This is a genomic window from Desulfuromonas sp. CSMB_57, from assembly GCF_020194955.2.
In the GTDB taxonomy this organism is placed as follows: Bacteria; Desulfobacterota; Desulfuromonadia; order Desulfuromonadales; family Syntrophotaleaceae; genus JAFCIY02.
On sequence record NZ_JAFCIY020000004.1, the window covers coordinates 1 to 20,828 of the forward strand.

General features: G+C 60.3%; 19 protein-coding genes. 18 read left to right on the forward strand and 1 reads right to left on the reverse strand.

The features are described from left to right. The first annotated feature begins 235 nt into the window (after positions 1–235). The 14 genes from JQN68_RS01740 to JQN68_RS14675 all read left to right on the forward strand — a co-directional run bounded on the left by JQN68_RS01740 (position 236) and on the right by JQN68_RS14675 (position 14,797). Positions 236–1,444, forward strand: coding sequence for a type II secretion system F family protein (locus tag JQN68_RS01740; RefSeq protein WP_225072981.1), 1,209 nt, complete (start codon positions 236–238; stop codon positions 1,442–1,444). Between the two features lie 55 nt (positions 1,445–1,499). Then, complete coding sequence (locus tag JQN68_RS01745) at positions 1,500–3,233, forward strand: GspE/PulE family protein (protein WP_225072982.1); 1,734 nt, start codon at positions 1,500–1,502, stop codon at positions 3,231–3,233. Then, positions 3,230–4,141 (forward strand): type IV pilus biogenesis protein PilM, encoded by a 912-nt coding sequence (pilM, locus tag JQN68_RS01750; protein ID WP_225072983.1) that lies wholly within the window; start codon positions 3,230–3,232, stop codon positions 4,139–4,141. Before JQN68_RS01745 ends, pilM begins: the two co-directional genes overlap by 4 nt. Further along, a complete protein-coding gene (locus JQN68_RS01755) occupies positions 4,138–4,683 on the forward strand; it encodes a PilN family protein (protein ID WP_225072984.1) in 546 nt (181 codons plus the stop codon). The genes pilM and JQN68_RS01755 overlap by 4 nt, the downstream gene beginning before the upstream one ends. A gap of 1 nt (position 4,684) precedes the next feature. Continuing rightward, a complete protein-coding gene (pilO, locus tag JQN68_RS01760) occupies positions 4,685–5,239 on the forward strand; it encodes a type 4a pilus biogenesis protein PilO (protein ID WP_225072985.1) in 555 nt (184 codons plus the stop codon). Further along, positions 5,236–5,904, forward strand: a complete 669-nt coding sequence (locus tag JQN68_RS01765; protein ID WP_225072986.1) for a hypothetical protein — start codon at positions 5,236–5,238, stop codon at positions 5,902–5,904. The genes pilO and JQN68_RS01765 overlap by 4 nt, the downstream gene beginning before the upstream one ends. Next, complete coding sequence (locus tag JQN68_RS01770) at positions 5,885–8,218, forward strand: secretin GspD/PilQ domain-containing protein (protein ID WP_225072987.1); 2,334 nt, start codon at positions 5,885–5,887, stop codon at positions 8,216–8,218. The genes JQN68_RS01765 and JQN68_RS01770 overlap by 20 nt, the downstream gene beginning before the upstream one ends. A 4-nt stretch (positions 8,219–8,222) precedes the next feature. Next, positions 8,223–8,717: a type II secretion system protein gene (locus JQN68_RS01775; RefSeq protein ID WP_225072988.1), complete on the forward strand. Its 495-nt coding sequence runs from the start codon at positions 8,223–8,225 to the stop codon at positions 8,715–8,717. Beyond that, on the forward strand, positions 8,659–9,108 hold the full coding sequence (locus JQN68_RS01780) for a prepilin-type N-terminal cleavage/methylation domain-containing protein (protein ID WP_283775334.1): 450 nt from the start codon (positions 8,659–8,661) through the stop codon (positions 9,106–9,108). The genes JQN68_RS01775 and JQN68_RS01780 overlap by 59 nt, the downstream gene beginning before the upstream one ends. Positions 9,109–9,185: 77 nt before the next feature. Then, the gene (ftsE, locus tag JQN68_RS01785) at positions 9,186–9,851 is read left to right on the forward strand and encodes a cell division ATP-binding protein FtsE (protein ID WP_225072989.1); all 666 of its coding nucleotides are present in this window, start codon (positions 9,186–9,188) and stop codon (positions 9,849–9,851) included. An 82-nt stretch (positions 9,852–9,933) separates the two neighbouring features. After that, on the forward strand, positions 9,934–10,830 hold the full coding sequence (ftsX, locus tag JQN68_RS01790) for a permease-like cell division protein FtsX (protein WP_225072990.1): 897 nt from the start codon (positions 9,934–9,936) through the stop codon (positions 10,828–10,830). 3 nt (positions 10,831–10,833) lie between these two features. Further along, positions 10,834–12,096, forward strand: coding sequence for a murein hydrolase activator EnvC family protein (locus JQN68_RS01795; RefSeq protein WP_225072991.1), 1,263 nt, complete (start codon positions 10,834–10,836; stop codon positions 12,094–12,096). Between the two features lie 30 nt (positions 12,097–12,126). Beyond that, positions 12,127–13,449 carry a S41 family peptidase gene (locus JQN68_RS01800; RefSeq protein ID WP_225073026.1) on the forward strand — a complete coding sequence of 441 codons (1,323 nt, stop codon included), beginning with the start codon at positions 12,127–12,129 and terminating at the stop codon, positions 13,447–13,449. A gap of 118 nt (positions 13,450–13,567) precedes the next feature. Then, the gene (locus JQN68_RS14675; protein ID WP_249620979.1) at positions 13,568–14,797 is read left to right on the forward strand and encodes a divergent polysaccharide deacetylase family protein; all 1,230 of its coding nucleotides are present in this window, start codon (positions 13,568–13,570) and stop codon (positions 14,795–14,797) included. A 15-nt stretch (positions 14,798–14,812) separates the two neighbouring features. On the opposite strand, the gene JQN68_RS01810 is transcribed toward JQN68_RS14675, so the two are convergent. Beyond that, positions 14,813–16,225 carry a ParA family protein gene (locus JQN68_RS01810; protein WP_225072993.1) on the reverse strand — a complete coding sequence of 471 codons (1,413 nt, stop codon included), beginning with the start codon at positions 16,223–16,225 and terminating at the stop codon, positions 14,813–14,815. An 87-nt stretch (positions 16,226–16,312) separates the two neighbouring features. On the opposite strand from JQN68_RS01810, the gene xseA reads away from it, so the two are divergent. Genes xseA through dxs form a run of 4 tightly spaced genes read left to right on the forward strand, consistent with a single transcriptional unit; the run spans position 16,313 to position 20,692 of the window. Then, on the forward strand, positions 16,313–17,587 hold the full coding sequence (gene xseA / locus JQN68_RS01815; RefSeq protein ID WP_225072994.1) for an exodeoxyribonuclease VII large subunit: 1,275 nt from the start codon (positions 16,313–16,315) through the stop codon (positions 17,585–17,587). A 50-nt stretch (positions 17,588–17,637) separates the two neighbouring features. Beyond that, positions 17,638–17,859, forward strand: coding sequence for an exodeoxyribonuclease VII small subunit (gene xseB / locus JQN68_RS01820; RefSeq protein WP_225072995.1), 222 nt, complete (start codon positions 17,638–17,640; stop codon positions 17,857–17,859). A 32-nt stretch (positions 17,860–17,891) separates the two neighbouring features. Continuing rightward, positions 17,892–18,779: a polyprenyl synthetase family protein gene (locus JQN68_RS01825; RefSeq protein WP_225072996.1), complete on the forward strand. Its 888-nt coding sequence runs from the start codon at positions 17,892–17,894 to the stop codon at positions 18,777–18,779. Between the two features lie 11 nt (positions 18,780–18,790). After that, positions 18,791–20,692 carry a 1-deoxy-D-xylulose-5-phosphate synthase gene (dxs, locus tag JQN68_RS01830; RefSeq protein WP_502799343.1) on the forward strand — a complete coding sequence of 634 codons (1,902 nt, stop codon included), beginning with the start codon at positions 18,791–18,793 and terminating at the stop codon, positions 20,690–20,692. Positions 20,693–20,828 lie beyond the last annotated feature (136 nt).

Sequence of the window (20,828 nt, forward strand, 5' to 3'; positions counted from 1 at the left end):
AGTCGGTTACAACGCCGGCCTGTCACGCCGGAGGTCGCGGGTTCGAGTCCCGTCAGCCCCGCCATCATTGAAGGCACTGCCCACGGGCGGTGCCTTGTTTTTTTCCGGTACATGGAGATCGCGGTCGCTATTGTCCCCAAGCATGGTGTTCCGGTTTTCAATTTTCCGTCAATCATCCTTTTGTTGCCTTAGAAAATCTCGTTATTTCCCTTGGCTATGGTAAAATTCCACTACCATGAGCCAATTCATCTGCAAAATCGGCATGCCGGACGGACGTCTCGTTCAGCAGCAGTTTCAGGCCCGCAGTCGCGCCGTGCTTCGAGCGGAACTCGAACAACAGGGATGTCGAGTTTTTGCCATGCGACGGGTGTGGATTCAGGCACGCCTGCTGTCCAAGGGCGGTCCGCGACGCTGGGAAAAGGAGCAATTTCTCCTTTTCAATCAGGAATTTTTGGCGCTGGTACGGGCCGGAATGCCGATCCTGTATATTTTTGATGCCGTATTGCAGGAGGGCTGGGACCAGGAAACGGTACAGGTTCTGACCTCTGTGCGCAGCGCCGTCGCGGGTGGCAGTGCCTTGGCGGAGGCCTTTGCCAGGCATCCGCGATATTTTCCCTCTCTGTATTGCTCCATCATTCGCGCCGGCGAACAGACCGGAGACTTGCCTATTGTTCTGGAGCGTTTCATCTCCTATCAAAAGCATCTTCGGCATCTGCGTGAGCGACTTCGTTCCGCCGCCATCTATCCAAGCCTGCTGATTCTCGCTTCGGCGGGGGTGCTGGTTTTCCTGCTCCTGTACGTTATACCCACTTTTACCCAGATATACGCCGATGCTCAGGTGGTACTGCCGCCGGTAACGCGGGCGCTCATGGCCGTGGCCGGTCTGCTCGGGCGCATTTGGCCGCTGTTGCTGCTGGCTCTGGCCTTGGCACCCTTTGTTTTCCGGCGTGCTCTGCAGCGTCCCCGTTGGCGGCTCCGTTTCGATGGCTGGCTATTGCGTCTGCCAGGTCTCGGGCCGTTGTTGCAGGAGGTGGGTCTGGTCAATTACTGTCAGACCCTGAGTACCGTCCTCAACAGCGGCATGCCATTGCTTCCGGCCACGGAATTGGCTTGCGGGGTACTGAACAATCGGGTTCTCGAGCGGCGCCTGCGGGGCGTACTGCGTGAGATTAGTGGCGGCGGCAGCCTGGCGGAAGCCTTGCAGCAGAGCGGCGTGTTCCCCTCCTTGGCGGTGCGGATGGTGGCAACCGGGGAAAAAACCGGGAGCCTTAGCAGCATGCTTGGAGAAGTCGCGGAATTTTATCAGGCCGCGGTGGAAAATCGCCTGGGGCGGCTTGCAGGATTTGCGGAACCGGCCATGATGATTGTAGTAGGGCTGCTGATAGGAGTCATTGTCGTCGCCATTTACCTGCCCATCTTTCAATTGGCGGGTACCGTTCGTTGAACGAAGGGCAAGGGTAGTTTCCGGGGCGGGCAGTTCAAAAAGGCGTGAGGCAGGTATGCCGCAGATCTGGAAAAAACTGGGAGAATTACTGGTCGAGGCCGGCGCTTTGGCGCCGGACCAGGTTACCCTGATCCTCGAGCAGATGAAAACCAGTGGTCGCAATTTCGGCGATACGGGTCTGGAACTGGGCTGTTTTGATGAGCGGGATCTGGCTCAGGCATTGGCTCGGCAGTATAACCTCGAGTTCGTTGACCTGAACGTGGAAACTCCGGACCTCGCTCTGCAGGAGCAGTTTCCGGCCGATTTGAGTCGCAAACTGGGCGTCATACCCCTGGCCCGGGATGGCGACCTTTGGGTTTTGGCCATTGCCAATCCTACCAATCTTGACGCCCTGGCACAGGTGGAAGCGGCTTTGGCGGCGCCCATCACCCTGCGCGTCGCCGCCGCCCGGGAAATTCAACGCTGGCTGGAGCAGGGACAGCCCGTTTCCCGTCAGGCTCTTCAGGAAGCCTCCGAAGACCTGCGGCCTCACATCCTGACTGCAGATGAGGGCGGCGAAGAATTGCTGTCGCCGGAAAAGGCCGATGCAGAAACCAGCCCGGTCATCAAACTCATCGACACCACTTTGGTGGATGCCCTCAAAAAACGTGCCAGCGACATTCACATCGAATCCGGACCCATCGGCGTGGTAATCAAATACCGGGTAGACGGGGTACTGTTTCGGGCTACCGAGCCGCTGGATCGGCGCTTTCAGGGGCCGATTATTTCCCGCATCAAGGTGATGAGCGATTTGGATATTTCGGAGCGGCGCATCCCCCAGGACGGTCGTTTCAAGGCGCGCATCGGCGGCCGCTCCATCGACTTCCGGGTGTCCATCCTGCCCAGCAGTTTCGGCGAGGATGCAGTCATCCGCATTCTCGACAAGGGCAATATCGACGCCGATCTGCGTGGCTTGACCCTGACGGCGCTGGGTTTCAATCAACGCGAATTGAAACGCTTTCGGCGTTTGATTCATGAACCCTATGGCATGGTGTTGGTGACCGGGCCCACCGGCAGCGGTAAAACCACCACCCTGTACGCCGCCCTGGCGGAAATATACACGGAGCAGGAAAAAATCATCACCATCGAAGATCCCGTGGAATATCAGGTGCGGGGCATCGTGCAGGTTCCGGTGAATGAAAAAAAGGGGCTCACCTTCGCCCGCGGGCTGCGCTCGGTGCTGCGACACGATCCGGACAAGATCATGGTCGGGGAGATTCGCGACCCGGAAACCGCGCAGATCGCGGTGCAATCGGCCCTGACCGGTCACTTGGTGTTCACCACAGTGCATGCCAACAACGTCTTTGATGTCATTGGACGGTTTTTGCACATGGGGTTGGAGCCCTATCAGTTTGTGTCCTGTCTCAATGGGGTTCTGGCCCAGCGTCTGGTGCGCAAAATCTGCGATGGGTGTCGTGAGCCGGTACGTTATGAACGGGAGTTTCTGCTGGCTTCCGGACTGCAGCCGGAACGGTTCAAGGATGTGGTTTTTTTTCAAGGCCGTGGCTGTGAACATTGCCATGGTCAGGGCTACGTGGGGCGGAGCGCCATTATCGAACTCTTGGTTCTCAACGATGCCCTGCGGGAACTGATCATCGCCCGTGCTCCCGTTGCCACGCTGCGCCAGGAGGCGCGTCGCAACGGCACCGTTTTTCTGCGCGAAGCAGCTCTGGAAAAGGTGGTGCAGGGGGTTACCAGTCTGACGGAAATCAATCGAGTCACCTTTGTGGACCAGGAGCCAAAAACATGAAACGGCGTCGTTACCTTGGTCTGGACATTCGCCCCCGTATGCTGCGGGCGGTGGCCCTTGAAAGGCACTCGCAGGACTTTGCGGTGGTGGCCAGCCGCAGCGTGCCCTTGCCTGAGGGGTTGTTCAACTCGGATATGCGTGAGGCCCAGGTGCGGGAGGAAAAGCCGTTCTCCGAGGCGCTGGAAGAGGTGCTGCTGCCGTTAGCGGGTTCAGAGCGCCGTCTGGCCCTGTCCCTTCCGGACCACTGCGGACTGGTGCAGGTGGTGGAATCGGAGGTCGCCGTGCCTTCCCGCAAGGAAGGCAGGGCGATATTCCGGTGGCAGGCGCAACAGCTTCTGCCGGCGGAACTGGATGATTTCGAATTCGATTACCAGTTGCTGGACACCCGGGAAGTAGGCCGTTCGCGGGCCTTGGTGGTGGCCCTTGCGGGCGGCATTCTGACCCAGTACGAACAGCTTCTGGGAGCCATGGGCTTTTGCCCTGTGCTGGTCTCCTTTCATTTCCTCGACCTCTACCGCTTCTACCGCCAGCAGTTGGACACTCTCGGTGACTGCGTGTTGGTGGCTGTCAGTGCCGAGGAAGTCGCCCTGCAGTTTTTCCGGTCCGGGCAATTGGAGTTTTACCGATCCCGTACTGCGACGGATGGCGAAACCCGCGCCTTGCAGGAGATTCACCGTCTGGCCGTTCATTGCCGGCAAGTCGTGCCGGGCTTTGAAAGGGCATCCCTGTTTTTCCACCAGGAACAACCGGAGGCGGGACGACTGTCCGAAGGCCTGGTATCCCTGTTCGGGCGGGAGGTCATTCCGTTGCATCCTCCGGCGGCCGCGGCAGATGTTTTCGAGGAACCCGGTCGCGAAATGGATGCCGTGCGCGGCGTTGCGGCAGCCTTGTGCTGGAGGGGGGCATGAAGATTCGTGTCAATCTGGCCAGAAGGATCTATCTGGGACGGCGGCCGGTGCTGGTCGGTTACGGCATCATCATGCTGCTGCTGGCCGCCTGGCTGTTTGCGACCCTGCGTTATATGGTCATCGCCCATGATCGGTCCTTTGTGGCCGCCGATCAATTGCGGCAGTTGGAGTCGAACAGCGGGGCAGGCGAACCCCTGCCGGCGACCCGGAAGATCGATCCGCAGCGCCTGGCTGCGGAAATCGCCGCCAGCAATGAAATTCTCGAAATGGCCAAACCGCGCTGGGTCGGCATGCTGGATCGTCTTGAAGAGCTCATGGTTCCCGGCATCCAGTTGCGCAGCCTGACGCCCGATTTCCCGCGCGGCCAGTTGCGCCTGGAACTGGCGGCTCGGGATCCGGAGGCTTTGGCGGCCTTTTTGACCAGTCTTCAGGGCTATGGGCCGAACAGTCAGGTTCGGCTGCTCAGCCAGATGCTGCAGGCCCCGGCAGCGGATCAGCCGCCGGCACTCATATGCCGCGTGGAACTGCAGGGAGGATTGTGAGATGGCCAAAGAGCCCTTTCTGGTCACCCTCTGGAAAATCAGCCGCATCGCGCCGCTGATTTGCGCAATTCTGCTGTTGCTTAATGTCGGCGGGCTGATCCTGCTGAACAGTTATCTGCTGCCGCGTCTGGAGCAGCAGGAAAATCTGTTGTTGGAACGCCAGGGCTATGCGCGGGGGGAGGTACAGGGCTCGGATCCCGCGGCACAACAACGACTGGCCAACCAGTTGGATCAATTCTACCAACTGCTGCCCACCGAGGACACTTGGCCGTTTCTGGTGGTCGAACTGCCGGCCCTGGCCGCCAGTCATGGTTTGAGCATCAGTCGCATCGATTATCGTCCGACTGAATTCGGTCCGCGGCCCCTGTTGCGTTACGGTCTGTCCTTTGCCGTCACCGGCAGCTATGATCAGGTCAAGCGATTCATCCATGAAGTCGAAAACGCCGCCAGACTGTTTGTGCTGGAAAGTATGACCCTGAAGGGAGAGAGCGCCGTGGATGATCGGGTCAGCGTCCAGATGCAACTCGCCACCTTTTTCAGGATGGACAAAACATGACACGCCAGGTTCGTCTGTTGCTCATACTCAGTGCCCTGTTTGTCCTGGCCCTGGCTTTCGGCATCAGTCAGTGCCCCCGCCGGCGGCGGGTCACGACTCCCTTCGTGCCGCGCAGTGAAAGACCGGAGATCCCGGTACGGACTGGCGGGCGTGTCCGGCTCGATCTCCTGCAGCGGGAAACCGAACCCGGAGTGGAGGTGCGGCACAACCTGTTTGCGCCCCTGGACGGCACTGCGGATCTGGCGGCAGGCGTGGAGTCGCCGCCGGAAGAGCCCTTGGATGATGAAGCGGTGGTAGTAGAAGAAATTCGACCCCGGTTTCTGGGCTTTTTGCGCCAGCAGGGCCGGCAGAAGATCTTTTTCGGTTTGAATGGGGATGTATTTATTGTGGCTGTGGGGGAGAGGTTTGGTCCCGATGGCATGTACCGGTTGCGCGAGGCACGATCCGAGTTGCTGGTGGTTGAAGAGCGACGTCGGCCCCAGCCGCACCTGATTGCCGTCGACCAGCGCCCAGTTTGGGTGCTTTCCGGTGCTGCTCCGGAAACGCCAAGGGTCGGCCTCGAGGATATCGGGCCGCCAGTGACGAATGGCGCCGAACCGGTATTACCCGCCAATGACGGGGCAACCCGAGAGGAGGTGTCGCCGGATGAAATCATCGACGATTAACAAGGGACGTTGGCTGGTGGTCGGCTTGATGTTCTGCGTCATGGGCTGCGCGGCCGGGACGACGGCCTTTCGTGAAGGGGAGGCGTTGCTTCAGGCCGGAGAGTATGAACGGGCCATGGAGCGATTCGAGGCGGCGATTGCCGAAGATCCGGGTCGTCACGAGTATCGGATGAAATGGCTGGGAGCGCGTAATCGCGCGGCTTTAAATTATTTGAACCTGGGCCGGCAGGAGTTGGACCGCGGCAATCCCATGGCCGCGGCCGCCGCTTTTCAACAGGCCCTGGCCTTGGACAGCAGCCTGACCCTGGCCAGCCAGCAACTGCGGGGCATCCAGGCTGAGCAGCAGGCTCAGGTGCTGACAGCCGCTGCCGAACGGCTGTTTGTCCAACGCCAGTATTACCAAGCCAGGGCCAGCCTGCAGCGGGCCTTGCAGTTGCAGCCCGGCAATACCCAGGCGCTGGAACTGTTGCAGAAAGTCGAACGCACCGGTCAGACCGTCATCGACGGCTTTGAGCTGGAACTGGCCTCCGATCAGTTAATCACTCTGCGGCTGGAAAGCGTGGACATGCAGCAGGCCTTCGGAATTCTGGCGCGGCTGTCGGGCATCGATTTCATCTTTGATGAAGAGGTGCCGCAACGGGTCATCTCCCTGGAATTGAAAAAGGTGTCCTTTGCCCAGGCTCTGGAGATTCTCCTTAAGCTCAACGGATTGGGGCGGCGGGTACTGAATGCCAAAACCATCCTGATCTATCCGCAGACCCCCGCCAAGGTCAAACAATACGAAGATCAGATCATCCAGGTCTTTTACCTGTCCAACATCGACGCGAAAAAGGCCATTACCATGCTGCGGGCCATGCTGCAGATTACCAAGTTGTATGTGCATGAAGAGCGCAATGCCCTGGTAATGCGCGACAAGCCCGATGTGGTCAAGTTGGCGCGACAGATCCTGGAAGCCGCCGATCGGGCCGATTCGGAAGTGGTGTTCGACCTGGAACTGGTGGAAGTCAGCCATCGTGACGATCTGAATCTGGGCCCGCGCCTGAGTCGTTACGGCGTCGGTATCGGTTTCGGTCAGGGGCCCAATGCGGAAAACCTGGTGCCGGATACCTTCATTGCCGCTCCGGGCACCCCCCCTCTCGTCCCTACGACCGGTCTGGCGCGGGGATTGAGCGGTCTTGAATCCTTCTATACTTTGCCCTCGGCAACCTTCGACTTCGCCAAGACCCTGGCCGACACGGAAATCCTCGCCAACCCGAAAATCCGGGTCAAAAACCGCGAAAAAGCCAAGGTGCACATCGGTACCCGGGAGCCCATCGTCACCACCAACATCAGCACCACCACCTCGGACGTCACCTCGACCAATGTCCAGTATGTCGACGTCGGCGTAAAACTGGATGTGGAACCCATCATCCAACTCGATAATACGGTAGTGACCAACCTGGCTCTGGAAGTCAGCAATGTGCTGGAACGCCAGGTCATTGCCGGTGGCGGGGTAGCCCTGCGTATCAGCACCACCAATGCCCAATCCTCCCTGACCCTCAAGGACGGCGAGCGCACCATCATCGGCGGCCTGATCCGCGACGATATTTCCGAAACCCGCGATACGCTGCCAGGCCTTGGCCGCGTGCCACTGGTGGGGCCCCTGGTCACCGGGCGCAACAGAAGCAAGCAGAAACGTGAAATTCTCCTGTCCATCACGCCCTACATCGTTCGCAACATCGAATTGCCGCATGCGGAGCTGGCCACCATCTGGTCCAGCGGGGAGGAGGATCTCCAGGCCGGACCGCGCTTCATAACCTTTGCCGGAGAGCGGTTCCAGCCCGGCAATACCCCCGGCAGCCTGCAGCAACCTCTGTTGCCGGGGACCGGGCGCAGCCCTGGCCCGGCAGCCGGGGTAGGGCCGCCCGGCGCGAGCCTGTCGTTGCAGGTTCCGCCGGCAACGGTCGGCCAGGATCTGGTGGTGCAGGTCGGGTTATCTGCGGTGCACGATTTGCGGCAGATTGCCCTGACGGTGCGCTATCCTCAGCAGCTGGTCGCCTTTGAAGGCGCCGAACCGGGCACTCTGTTCAGCGGTCCCGACAAATCCGTCGTTCTGACCAGCGAGGAAGATGCTGCCGCCGGAACGGTAACCCTGCGGCTGCAGAAGACCGGCGATAAAACAGGTGCTTCGGGTTTCGGCAATCTGTTGACCTTGCGCTTCCGAGCCATGGCACCCGGTAAGGGTCAGGTGCAACTGATGGACCCCGATTTCCGAAATTCGGCCGGAGCCGCCTTGGCAGTGCGGGATGAAGCGTCTTTTGTGGAGGTGCGTTGAAAGCATGAGGCTTTTGGGCCGATGGTCTGCCGTTTCCTGCCGCGGCCTGACCCTGGTTGAGTTGCTGATTACCGTAACCATACTGGGGATCCTGGCCGGTGCGGTTTTGCCTCTGGCGCAGGTCAGCGTGCAGCGCAACCGGGAACTGGAACTGCGACGCAGCCTGCGGTTGCTGCGCAGCGCCATTGACGCCTACAAGGCCGATTTCGATCGCGCCGTCAGGGAGCAGACCATCACGGCCGATGTCGATGAGACGGGCTATCCCAAAAACCTGGATGAATTGGTCCATGGCGTGGACTGGGGAGAACTCTATCCCTTTGCCCGCAAATATCTGCGGCGTCTGCCCCGGGATCCCTTCGATCGCGACCAGCTTGGCTGGGGCTTGCGGGGATATACCGACGAACCCGACGCCCTGTCCTGGAACGGCAAGGACGTATATGATGTCTATTCGCAAAGTACCGCCACCGCCCTCGACGGCAGCACCTACAATACTTGGTAGGCTCCGGCAAACAGTCGGGTTTACCCTCATTGAGCTGCTGATCGTCATGACCATTATCGGCATTCTGGCGAGCATTGCGGTACCTTCCTACCAACGCAGCGTGATTCGCGCCCGGGAATCGGTGCTGCGCGAGAATCTATACCAGATGCGACAGGCCATCGATGCCTATTTTGCCGATCGAGGCCATTATCCGGACACCTTGGAGGAGCTGGTGGAGCGGCGCTATCTGCGTGGCCTGCCGCGCGACCCCTTTACGCAAAGCACGGAAACATGGTACACCTTAGCACCGGAAGCCACGGAGGATGGCGAGGTCGTGCCTGGCGGCATTTTTGATGTGCACAGCGGCAGCGATCTGGTCGGACTTGACGGGGTGCCCTATCGGGAATGGTAGCGGTCGGGAGCACGGCTCAAAGTGCTCGATTTGGATTTTTTCCCTCAGCCTGCAAAATGACGGCATAAGAACCTACCATGATACAGATCTGCAACGTATCCATGTCCTACCAGAAGGATTCCACCGCCCTGATCGATCTGACCATTCGGATCCCCAAGGGCGATTTTGTTTATCTGACCGGCGCATCCGGGGCGGGTAAATCGACCCTTCTAAAGCTCCTGTATGGGGCCGAAAAACCCACCCGCGGCCAGATTCTCATCGACGGGCAGAACATCACCCGCCTGCGCTCAAGCCGGATTCCCCACCTGCGACGTCGAATCGGCATCGTTTTTCAGGATTTCAAGCTGCTCAACAGCCGAACCCTGTTTGAAAACGTCGCTTTTCCCCTTGAAGTACAGGGGCGCAAGCGTTTCGAAATCAGCACCAAGGTCTACCAGGCTCTGAAGCACGTCGGATTGCACGGTAAACTGCATCGCTTCCCCCTGCAGTTGTCCGGCGGCGAGCAGCAGCGTGCCGCCATTGCCCGGGCCCTGGTCGGCGATCCCATGATTCTTCTGGCCGACGAACCGACGGGCAACCTGGACGACGAAGTGACCCAGGAAATCATGGAGTTGTTCAAGGGTGCCAACGCCCGCGGCACCACGGTGATCCTGGCGACCCACAATCGCGACTTGATTCGGCAGTTTCCGCGCCGCGTGCTGTTGCTCGATAAGGGCAGGCTCAAAGAGGATTACACGCCCTGAGGCCCGGGTGCATCCGGCCGGATAATCCTGCCTGGAGCACCGTGGTGTTTCGTTTATTCCATCCATGTAAGAGGTTGATATCGTGCTGGATCGTGTCCGTTGCCTGATGCGCCGGGTTTGGCGCAACCTGAAACAGAGTCCGGTGTTGTGCACCGCCGCCATCGGTACCGTGGCGGTCGCCTTGACCATTATTGCCTTTTTCGGCATCGTGGTTCTCAACGTGCAGCAGGTTACCCGGCAATGGAGCCAGGACATCCAGGTCATCGCCTACCTGGAACAATCGCCCAGCGCCTCGCAGATCCAGGCCTGGACCGCCAAAATCAAGGCCATGCCGGAAGTGGAAAAAGTTGTCTTCGTATCCCGGGATGAGGCCTTTCGGCGGTTTCAGAAACGCCTGGGTCCGGATGCCGAACTGCTGGAGGGATTCGGTCCCGAAATCCTGCCGGCGGCCATGGAAATCACCCTGAAGCCGCCGTACCGGAACCAGGCCGGGGTCGGCGAACTGGTGGGGCGGCTGCGCCAGGATGCCAATTTCAGCGATCTGACCTATGAGCAGGAATGGCTGACCCGGTTTGACGCCTTCATCGGCCTGCTGAAGCTGGGAGGGGTCATTTTCGGCGGTTTTCTGCTGTTCGCGGCCCTGTTCATCGTCGCCAACACCATCAAGCTGACCCTTTATGCCCGTCGCGATGAAATCGAGATCATGGGTCTGGTCGGCGGCTCGTCCATGTACATCAAAACCCCCTTTTTGCTGGAAGGCGCCTTGCAGGGTCTGGTCGGCGGCCTGCTGGCCGTGGCCGGAGCTTTCGGCCTGTTTCAATGGTTGCTCAAGGAGGGATTGGCCGGTTTTCTGCTCATTTCGGGAATCGGCCATATCCTGTTTCTGTCCCTGCCGCAGCAGCTTCTGCTGGTTGCAGCCGGTACCGCCCTGGGGTTGCTGGGCAGTGCAGCTTCCCTACGCAAGTTTGTCAGGATCTGAGGCATGAAGCGATTGGCCCGCATCCATCGCTGGACTGGCATGCTTTGCCTTTGGCTGACCCTGATCGGCGCGGTTCCGGCCCTGGCCAACGATCTGGCCCGCCAACGGGGCGACCTGGAAAAGATGCAGCGTCGCATAGAAGGTCTGGCGGCCGAGTTGCAGAAAAAAACCCGCCAGCAGGGAGAAGTTCAAAAAGAACTGGCACAGCTGGAAAAAGAATTGAAGGGTCTGACGGACAACGTCGGTCGCGGAGAACGCCGGCTGCAGGAATTGCGCAGGGAAAGAGAGGAATCGGATCGTAAAGTCAAGGCTTTGGAACAGCAGATCGCCGCTGGGGAGGCGCGGGTGGCCAAGCGCCTCGGCGTCATTTATCGCCAGGGCGAAACCCGGTTGCTGCAGGCCATTTTCCTCGGCGACGATCCGGGCTCGGCGGCGCAGAACTGCTTTTTTCTTTCCCGCGTCATCCGGCGCGATCGGGAACTGCTCGCGGCCTTCCGGGAAAACGTCCGGGAACTGCAGTCCGCCCAGAGTCGCCTGGAAACAATTTCCGCGCAGGAAGCGGAAAACCTGCAGCGCTTGAAGCAGCAGCAGAGCGTGCTGGCTCGCGGGCGTCAGGTCAAGGCCCAAATGGCTACCCGCCTGGATCAGGATCGGACCGCCATGAGCAAGGAGCTCGGTCAGCTCAAGGAGCGGGCGGTGCGGCTCGGCAGTCTGTTGCGGAGGCTCGAAGCGGAGCAGGCCCGACAGGCCGCCCGCGAGGCAGCTCGGGCCAGGGAGGCGGCGCGGGCTCGCCAAACGGCTGGTCAGCCCCAAGACGGCCGGAGGGAGGAAAGAGTTCGCCCGGCACCGCAAACCGCTATGGCAAAGGGGGTGTTCGGTCGGCAGAAGGGGAAGCTGGCCTGGCCGGCGCCGGGTGCGGTGCGGGTCGGCTATGGGCAACAGCGCCACCCGGAGACCGACACCCTGTTCGACAGCCAGGGCATTGAAATCGCGGCTCCGGTCGGCACCCCGATTCGCGCCTGCCTTGAAGGTGAGGTCATTTTTGCCAACCCCTTCAAGGGGTTTGGCAACCTGATCATTCTCAATCATGGTGACAATTACTATACCCTCTATGCCCAGGCACAACGGCTTGAGCGCAGAGTGGGAGACAAGGTGGGTGCCGGGGAGGTTCTCGGCACCTCCGGATATGAAGGCAACGGAGTTTATTTTGAAATCCGTCATCGCGGCACGCCCCTGAATCCGCTGCATTGGCTGGCGCCGCGCTGAAAACAACTGTTTCTGGGAGAATCGAACATGATGCTTTTCAAACGCTTTGGGCTGGCGGTGCTGCTGGCCGGGCTGTTTTTCGGCGGGGGCACCGTCGGCTTGCTGCTGTGCCGGGCACATTCCGCCGAACCCGGACAAATGTATCAGGAAATGCAACGGTTTACCGATGTACTGTCCATCGTGCGCAAAAGCTATGTTGATGAAGTGGCCTTCAAGGATCTGGTTCAGGGTGCCATTGACGGCATGCTGAGTTCGCTGGATCCCCATTCCGGCTATTTGCCGCCGGACATGTATCGCGAACTCGAGATCGATACCAAGGGCCAGTTTGGCGGCTTGGGCATCGAAATTTCCATCCGCGACGGGGCACTGCTCATCGTCGCTCCCATCGAAGACACCCCGGCTTTCCGCGCCGGGTTGCAATCCGGTGACATCATCGTCAAAATCGGCGACCGCTTCACCAAGGATTTGACCATCATGGAAGCGGTCAAACTCATGCGCGGCGCCAAGGGTACCAAAGTGACCCTGACCATCATGCGGGAGGGGTTTGAAAAGCCCAGGGAATACACTCTGACCCGTGAGATCATCAAGGTACGCAGTGTCCGGGCCCGAACTTTGGAAAAAGGGTTCGGTTATGTGCGCCTGGCGCAGTTCCAGGAGCGGAGCTACGACGACCTGCGCGCCGCCCTGAAAGCATTGCGCAAGGAAAATCAGGGCAGCCTGCAGGGACTGGTGCTTGATTTGCGCAACAATCCCGGTGGGTTGCTCGATCAGGCCGTGAAGATCGCCGATGCCTTTTTGGACGAGGGATTGATTGTCTATACGGACGGTCGCGAAGCCGCCAGCAAGATGCGTTTTGAGGCACGCAGCCGGGATACGGAACCCGCTTATCCCATGGTGGTGCTGATCAATGGCGGCACGGCCAGCGCCTCGGAAATTGTGGCCGGCGCCCTGCAGGATCACGGTCGGGCGGTGGTGCTCGGCACCCAGAGCTTCGGCAAAGGTTCGGTGCAGACGGTGATTCCTCTCGGCGACGATTCCGGGCTGCGTCTGACCACGGCGCGTTATTTTACGCCCAAGGGAACCTCCATTCAGGCCAAAGGCATCAGTCCCGATATCGAGGTCAAGCCCCTTGAAATTCGCGAGGCGGCCGAAGGATTGACCGTGCGGGAACAGGATCTTCGCAACCACATCGATACGCCGGAGCTGCCGAGCGAGAAGCCGGCGCCTGCTCCCGGGGAGGAACCGGGGAACGCTGCGCTTCAGGATCAGGACCAGAAGGATTATCAACTGCTGCGGGCTCTGGATCTGCTCAAGGGTTGGCAGATATTCAATAGCTTGAAGCGCGCCGCCTGATTCATCATCTTTTTGCTTGCCAAGGGGGGATGCCCGTCATCCCCCCTGTTTTTGTGCCATGGCCGAAAAAAAACCACCACGTCGTCGGCGCTCGGTTGCCAAAGGCAATCGGCGCTTTGTGAACATACTTCTGATCTGCCTTGTTCTGGTCGCTTTTCTGGTCGGGGCCCTTGGTGCGCTGACTTATTGGCATCGCTCGCGGATGGGTGCCCCTCCGGTGCCCGGGCCGTCTGGCGAACCTTCGGTCCCGGGTCCGCCCGGGGTGGCAGAAGTGCCGCCTGCCGCCCATGACTTGCGGGCGATGTTGCAGGAAGAGCTTGAACAGGCATTGGGACGTCGCGGCATTATCTTGGACGGTCACGAGCCCAGGCGGGAAGCGGGGGTCCTGCACTACGATTTGCCGGCCGCCTTTCCCGGCGAGGCATGGCTGGAGGCTCTGCAGCAGACCCTGGGGCGACAAGACCCCGCTCTTAGAGCGGCGCGTCAGGGCGAGTCAGGCAGCGATGTGGTGATTCTGAGCCGAGGCGTCCCGCTCTTTTATCTGCATTTTCAGGGGCCGGAGCCGGAACCAATGGCGCCGCCGAAGTTGCCTCCACCGGTAGCCGGCGGCGGTCGTATCGCCATCATCGTCGACGATATGGGCCAGGATCTGACTGTCGCCCGCAAGCTTTTGGGTTTGGATCTGGAACTGACCATGGCCATCATGCCGGAGGAACGGCATACCGAGCAGGTGGCCATCCTGAGCCATCGGGCAGGACGGGAAATCCTGGTGCACATGCCCATGGAACCGACCCGGTTTCCGGAGCACGATCCCGGCCCCAACGCGTTGATGGTCGGATTGGATGCGGCGGAGATCCGTCAGCGGGTGGCCGGCTATTTCAGCAGGGTCCCCCATGCCGTCGGCGGCAACAATCATATGGGGTCGCGGTTTTCCGCCGACTCGGAGGGCATGGCAGCCGTGATGTCCGCCATGAAAGAGGGGGGCTGGTTCTTCATCGACAGCCGCACCAGTCCCGACTCTGTCGGCCCGACCAGCGCGGCTGCGGCCGGGGTGCCGGTGCGCAGCAGAGATGTTTTTCTGGATAACGACCGTGAGGTAGCGGCCATTCGGGCCCAGATCAGGAAACTGGCGGCCAGGGCCCAACGCCAGGGCCAGGCCATCGGCATCTGTCATCCTTATCCGGAGACGGTGGCTGCTCTGGCGCAAGAGGCGGCCTGGATTCGCAGCCAGGGGATTACGGTGGTGCCGGTTTCGGCGTTGCTGAAGGAGGCTCCAAAGCGGACCAAGGCCCTGGCTGCAGCGGCGGATGCCGATGCGAAAGACCCGGTGAAATCAACAACGGATTGATGGAGGGGCGAACCGTCAGTCTTGTTGGGCCTGCTCCAAGGGGAGTTTGCGGGCAATGGCCTGCATCATGGCGGCAAAGCGGCGGTAGGGTTCCTCGGCCAGGATATCCTGATCCGTTTCACTGATACGGCGGACGAGCAAAAAGCGTTCGCACGCCAACCCGTCGCTGGTGAACAGCGTCCGGGCCGCCAGTTCATAGAGGCGGGACTTTTCCCGAGACAGAAAACGGCTCTCAAATTCCTTCAGGTCCAGGGTTTTTCGGGAAATTTCAAAGCCTTCCTCATCAAACCGGAAGAACTCCAACTGCGGCGTGCCGGCCACCGCCGTGTGACCACGCAAAACGAAATAGGAACGCCGGGCGGATTCCCGGAACAGTTCCCGCAGAGGATCGCCCGCCGGGATCTCTTTTTGGGCCTGGTAGAAGTAGCGGAACACGAGAGCGGCAAAACACTCTTCTTCCAGAAAACCGGCCACCGTGCCGTCGGAGGTCTGGCAAAAAAATCCGGGCAACGGGAAGGGGTCTTCGTCTGCCAGGGACTGGCCGCAGATCAGACAGTCCCGGATTAACTCGGCATGCCGTTGCCGGCGGGCCGCCTGGCGCAGTTCGAGGTCGTGCTGCTGGCGGCTGGATATTTCCTCCAGGCGGCGCTCGGTGGACTCCCGCAGGCCGATGAAGACCTGGCGGGCCAGATGGGCGAACTGACTGTGGACCGTGGTCCCGCGTCCATAGGTCAGGATCGGATAAATTTTGCCTTCGGGGTTGGTGTTCAGGGATTCGACTTTGGGGCTTTTGGCGATGAAGCCATCCAGACACCGGTAGCCGCGATTGATGGCATAGCCGCGCAGCAACTGTTGGGCATTTTTGAAGGGCCCTTCATAACGAATGCGGCTGTCGATCAGGCACGGCAAAACCCGCAGCGGCCGCTTGGAAAGACCCCAGGCATCGAAAAAGGCATAGAGGTTGCGGCAGTTTTCCAGCGAAGGTGCGTCCTTGACGGGAATGATGACCCGGTCCGATGCAAACAGGGCATTGCGGGTGAAAACATCCAGGGTCGGGCGGGTGTCGATGATCACGATTCCTTCCAGACTGGAAGCCGCCAGGATGGATGCCAGGGCATCGACCTTTGCCAGTCCTTCGGCGACGCTGTCCAGATGCCGACTGGAAGGAATATACTGGACGCCGTATTCGCCGACTTGCAGGACCTGATCCAAAGGGATACCCTTCAGCATATCCGTCAGATCGTAGTTGGGCGCACTGCGCCCGATGCGGAACATGCGATCCACCGAAAAATGGTTGTCGAAACTGAACAGGGTGACGGGCAAGTCCTCGCAAAGGGCTTTGAGGTAAATAGCCAGGTTGGTGGCCAGGGTGGTTTTTCCCACCCCGCCTTTTTCGCTCGAGACGGTGACGATATAAGGCTTCAGCATGGTATGGTCTGACCTTCCTCCGTGGTGGGCGTTTCATGTATAGGGGAATGGCGGACGGTTGTCAATAACTCGACAAGTGGACAGGTTATGAAATTTCCGGATGGGGCGGGAGCGTTGAGTGTTTCCCGGCTGGTTGGGCTGATCAAGGATGTGGTGGAAGAAAACTTCATGCAGGTGCTGATCCTGGGGGAAATCGCCAACTTTTCCGCTCCGGCATCGGGCCATTTCTACCTGTCCCTCAAGGATGACAACGCCCAACTGCGGGCGGTCATGTTCCGGACGCAGAATCGGTTGCTGCGCTTTCGTCCTGAAAACGGCATGCAGGTACTGTGTGCCGGACGGGTTTCCCTTTATTCCCAGCGCGGTGAACTGCAGGTGGTTGTCGATCATATGGAGCCTCAGGGGCAGGGCGCCTTGCAGGTGGCCTTCGAGCAGTTGAAAGCCCGGTTGGCTGCCGAAGGATTGTTCGATGCGGCGCGGAAACGGCCGTTGCCGACCTTCCCCCGCACCATCGGGGTGGTGACTTCTGCGACCGGCGCCGCCATTCACGATATACTCCAGGTGCTGCGGCGACGCGGTGCCGGAGTAAGGGTGCTGTTGCGGCCGGTGCGGGTGCAGGGCGACGGCGCCGCCCTGGAAATCGCCGAAGCCATTGCCGACCTCAACCTCCATGGCCAGGCCGATGTCTTGATCGTGGGGCGCGGCGGCGGTTCGACGGAAGACCTCTGGGCATTCAACGAGGAACCGGTGGCCCGTGCGGTGTATGCATCCCGAATTCCGGTTATTTCCGCCGTTGGGCACGAGGTGGATGTCAGCATCAGCGACCTGGTGGCGGATCTGCGGGCGCCCACGCCCAGTGCGGCCGCGGAAATGGTGGCCAAGGGACGGGAGGAGTTGGAGCGACACGTGGATCATCTTCTGCTGCGGCTCACCGGGCCCATGCAGAGCCGTTTGGTGGTCTTGCGGGAACGCCTGAACGGCCTGCGGCGGCGTCTGCGTTCGCCCCAGGAGCGCTTGCGGCAGGGCGGCCGTCAGCTGGTGGATCTGCAGCGCCGCCTGCAGAGCGCCATGGCGCAACGGCAACGGCAGGCCGGCAATCGTCTGGGCCTGGCCTGCGGCCGTTTGGATGCCCTGTCGCCTCTGGCCACGTTGCAACGCGGCTATGCCATCGTTTTCGACGCCCAAGGTCAGTCGGTGATTCGGGATGCGGCACAGCTGACGCCCGGCCAGCAGGTCCGGATACGCCTGCCGCGAGGTCGCTTCTGCAGCCGGGTGGAGGCTGTGCAACCTCTTGAGGATGGTCCCCTGGATTGCCCTTCTCCCACCGCCCAGGTTCCCGGCTCGGCAAAAAGCCTTGACTGATCGCGGACCGGACGGTGATAATTGGCATTTAACATTGGAGCGAGATGACCATGTCGGAAATGTCTTTCGAGACCGCGTTGCGGGCCCTGGAAGAGATAGTGGAGCGGTTGGAAAGCGGGGACTTGTCCCTGGAAGACTCCCTGAATTGTTTTGAGCAGGGGGTGAAGCATGCCGCGCGTTGTCAGGAACTGCTGAAAGCCGTCGAACTGCAGGTCGAAACCTTGCTCAAACAGCAGGACGGAACCTTTGGTGTCGGCAAGCTCGAGGAATAAATTTTTATTTTGGTTTGATCGGAGGACCATAAATGGAGTTGAAAGCCTATCTCAAAGAGCGCCAGGCGCTGGTCGATGCTGCTCTGAACAATTATCTGCCCGGCGAGGACATGCTGCCGGCCAGTCTGCATCAGGCCATGCGCTACGCGGTCATGGCCGGCGGCAAGCGCGTCCGGCCGATCCTCATGATGGCGGCCTGCGACGCCGTGGGCGGAGATTCGATGCGGGTCATGCCGGCCGCCTGCGCCATGGAGATGATTCATACCTATTCCCTGATCCATGACGACCTCCCGGCCATGGACGACGATGATTTTCGCCGCGGTCGTCCGACCTGCCACAAGGTATATGGGGAAGCCCTGGCCATCCTGGCCGGCGATGCCCTGCTGACGGAGGCCTTTATCCTGATGTCCCGACTGGGGGAGCAAGGCGTTGCGCCGGAAACGGTCTGCCAGGTGGTCCATACCATTGCCCGCTGCGCCGGCTCCAAGGGTATGGTCGGCGGCCAGGTGGTGGACATGGATTCGGAGGGCAAAACCATCGATCTGGCTACCCTCGAATACATCCACACCCATAAGACCGGAGCCCTGATCCTGGCCTCGGTTCAGTCCGGTGCCCTGATCGGGGGTGCTTCGCCTGCCGAACAGGAAGCCTTGACCCGTTACGCCCAGGCCATCGGACTGGCTTTCCAGGTTGCGGATGATATTCTCGATATCGTCGGTGACCAGCAGTTGCTGGGCAAGGATGTCGGCAGCGACGAAGCGCGCGGCAAGGCGACCTATCCGGCCCTGTTGGGGTTGGAAGGGGCCCGGCAGCGGGCCCGGGAGTTGCGTGACGTCGCCCTTGAGGCCCTCGACGGCTTCGACGAAAAGGCCGAACCTCTGCGGCAGATCGCGCACTACATTGTTGACCGGTCTTTTTAAGCGAGGAGAACATACTCGTGAGTATTTTGAAAAATCTTAAGTCTCCCGATGGGTTAAAGCAGCTTTCTGTGCCGGAGCTTGAAGTTCTTGCAGCGGAAGTGCGGGAGCAGATCATCCATACCGTTGCGGAAACCGGTGGCCACTTGGCCAGTTCCCTTGGTGTAGTGGAACTGACCATCGCCCTGCACCGGGTACTTAACACACCTACGGATAAAATTGTCTGGGACGTCGGACATCAGGCCTATGCCCACAAATTGCTGACCGGCCGGTTGGAACGATTTCACACCCTGCGTAAGTTCGGCGGCATCAGCGGATTTCCCAAGCGTAGCGAAAGCCCCTATGACGCCTTTGATGTCGGTCACTCCAGTACCTCCATCTCGGCGGCTCTGGGCATGGCCGCGGCCCGGGACGTGCGTGGCGGAAAGGAAAAAATCGTGGCCGTGATCGGCGACGGTTCCCTGACCGGCGGCCTGGCTTTCGAAGGCCTCAACCAGGCCGGCCATCTGGGCAAGAACCTGGTAGTGATCCTGAACGACAACGAAATGTCCATTTCGCCCAACGTCGGTGCCATCTCAGCCCTGATCAACCGCAAGATGACCTCGGAACTGGTGGTGAGGCTGAAGCGGGAAGCGGAAAACTTCCTCAGTCACGTGCCGCGTATCGGCAAGGACCTGTTGAAAGTGGCCCGACGTGCCGAGGAATCCCTGAAAGGCTTTTTTACTCCAGGCATGTTGTTCGAGGCTTTCGGATTTGATTATGTCGGGCCCCTCAATGGCCATCGGTTGGACAGGCTACTGCCGGCTCTGGAAAATCTCGCCCACCTGGAGGGACCGGTGCTGGTGCATGTCGTGACTCGCAAGGGCCGGGGTTATGCCCCGGCCGAACAGCAGCCTTCGCTGTTTCACGGTGTCGGTCCCTTTGAACGGGAGACGGGGGCCGTCAAGGCGGTGAAGGGCGGTGCGGCGAGCTATACCGGTGTGTTCGGCCGTACCCTGGTGGAATTGGGCGAGCAGGATTCGCGGCTGGTGGCCATTACCGCCGCCATGGTCGAGGGGACCGGTCTCAAGGCCTTTGCCGAGCGTTTTCCGGACCGGTTTTTCGATGTCGGCATCGCCGAGCAGCATGCCGTTACCTTTGCCGCCGGGCTCGCCTGTCAGGGACTGCGCCCGGTGGTGGCGCTCTATTCAACCTTCCTGCAGCGTGCTTACGACAATGTTCTGCACGATGTCGCCATGCAGAAGCTGCCTGTGACCCTGGCCATCGATCGCGGCGGCCTGGTCGGCGCCGATGGCCCTACGCATCACGGCGTGTTCGACCATTCATTTTTACGGCACATCCCCAACCTCACCATCATGGCACCGCGCAACGAGGTGGAACTGCGGCGGGCCATGGCAACCTCCCTGGTCGTCGATGGACCGCTTGTCTACCGTTACCCGCGGGGTGATGCCCTGGGGCTGTCCATGGATGAACCGCCCGTTCCGCTGCCCGTTGGCAAGGGAGAAAAGTTGCGGGATGGCAAGGATGGGGTCATCCTGGCGTTGGGCGTGGTCGCCAACGACGCCCTGGCCGCCGCCGAACTCCTCCAGGAGGAGGGACTGTCCCTGGCGGTGGTCGATGCCCGTTTCCTCAAGCCGCTGGACAAGGAATTGCTGATTGGCGAGGCACGTCGCACCGGCCGGGTCATCACCGTTGAGGAAAATGCCCTGCAAGGCGGTTTCGGTTCCGCCGTGCTCGAAATGTTGAACGATGAGAATATTTCGGCTGCGGTGCTCCGCATCGGCTTGCCCGACCATTTCATCGAACAGGGCACCCAAAACGAACTGCGGGCACTGTGCGGACTCGATGCCAAGGGGATTGCCGCTTCGGTTCGGGCTTTTCTGGAGCCCTCGGCGGCACCCGGCCAGGCCTCCTGAAATCCATTTACGTCTGCCTGATGTCAAAACCGGTTCCCTCATCTCCCGCGTGAAGGAACCGGTTTTTTATCATCGTCCAAGCATGTCAACTCAATATGACAAGTTGGTTGACATTCCCCTGGACCGAATGCTAGTT

Bases quoted from the DNA above. Each gene is read 5' to 3' on its own strand.
- JQN68_RS01740 (WP_225072981.1), top strand. From the start codon at position 236: ATGAGCCAATTCATCTGCAAAATCGGCATGCCGGACGGACGTCTCGTT.
- JQN68_RS01780 (WP_283775334.1), top strand. From the start codon at position 8,659: ATGTCTATTCGCAAAGTACCGCCACCGCCCTCGACGGCAGCACCTACA.
- ftsE (WP_225072989.1), top strand. From the start codon at position 9,186: ATGATACAGATCTGCAACGTATCCATGTCCTACCAGAAGGATTCCACC.
- JQN68_RS01755 (WP_225072984.1), top strand. From the start codon at position 4,138: ATGAAGATTCGTGTCAATCTGGCCAGAAGGATCTATCTGGGACGGCGG.
- JQN68_RS01770 (WP_225072987.1), top strand. From the start codon at position 5,885: ATGAAATCATCGACGATTAACAAGGGACGTTGGCTGGTGGTCGGCTTG.
- pilM (WP_225072983.1), top strand. From the start codon at position 3,230: ATGAAACGGCGTCGTTACCTTGGTCTGGACATTCGCCCCCGTATGCTG.
- JQN68_RS01800 (WP_225073026.1), top strand. From the start codon at position 12,127: ATGCTTTTCAAACGCTTTGGGCTGGCGGTGCTGCTGGCCGGGCTGTTT.
- xseB (WP_225072995.1), top strand. From the start codon at position 17,638: ATGTCGGAAATGTCTTTCGAGACCGCGTTGCGGGCCCTGGAAGAGATA.
- JQN68_RS01795 (WP_225072991.1), top strand. From the start codon at position 10,834: ATGAAGCGATTGGCCCGCATCCATCGCTGGACTGGCATGCTTTGCCTT.
- pilO (WP_225072985.1), top strand. From the start codon at position 4,685: ATGGCCAAAGAGCCCTTTCTGGTCACCCTCTGGAAAATCAGCCGCATC.
- JQN68_RS01810 (WP_225072993.1), bottom strand. From the start codon at position 16,225: ATGCTGAAGCCTTATATCGTCACCGTCTCGAGCGAAAAAGGCGGGGTG.
- xseA (WP_225072994.1), top strand. From the start codon at position 16,313: ATGAAATTTCCGGATGGGGCGGGAGCGTTGAGTGTTTCCCGGCTGGTT.
- JQN68_RS01825 (WP_225072996.1), top strand. From the start codon at position 17,892: ATGGAGTTGAAAGCCTATCTCAAAGAGCGCCAGGCGCTGGTCGATGCT.
- JQN68_RS01765 (WP_225072986.1), top strand. From the start codon at position 5,236: ATGACACGCCAGGTTCGTCTGTTGCTCATACTCAGTGCCCTGTTTGTC.
- JQN68_RS01775 (WP_225072988.1), top strand. From the start codon at position 8,223: ATGAGGCTTTTGGGCCGATGGTCTGCCGTTTCCTGCCGCGGCCTGACC.
- JQN68_RS01745 (WP_225072982.1), top strand. From the start codon at position 1,500: ATGCCGCAGATCTGGAAAAAACTGGGAGAATTACTGGTCGAGGCCGGC.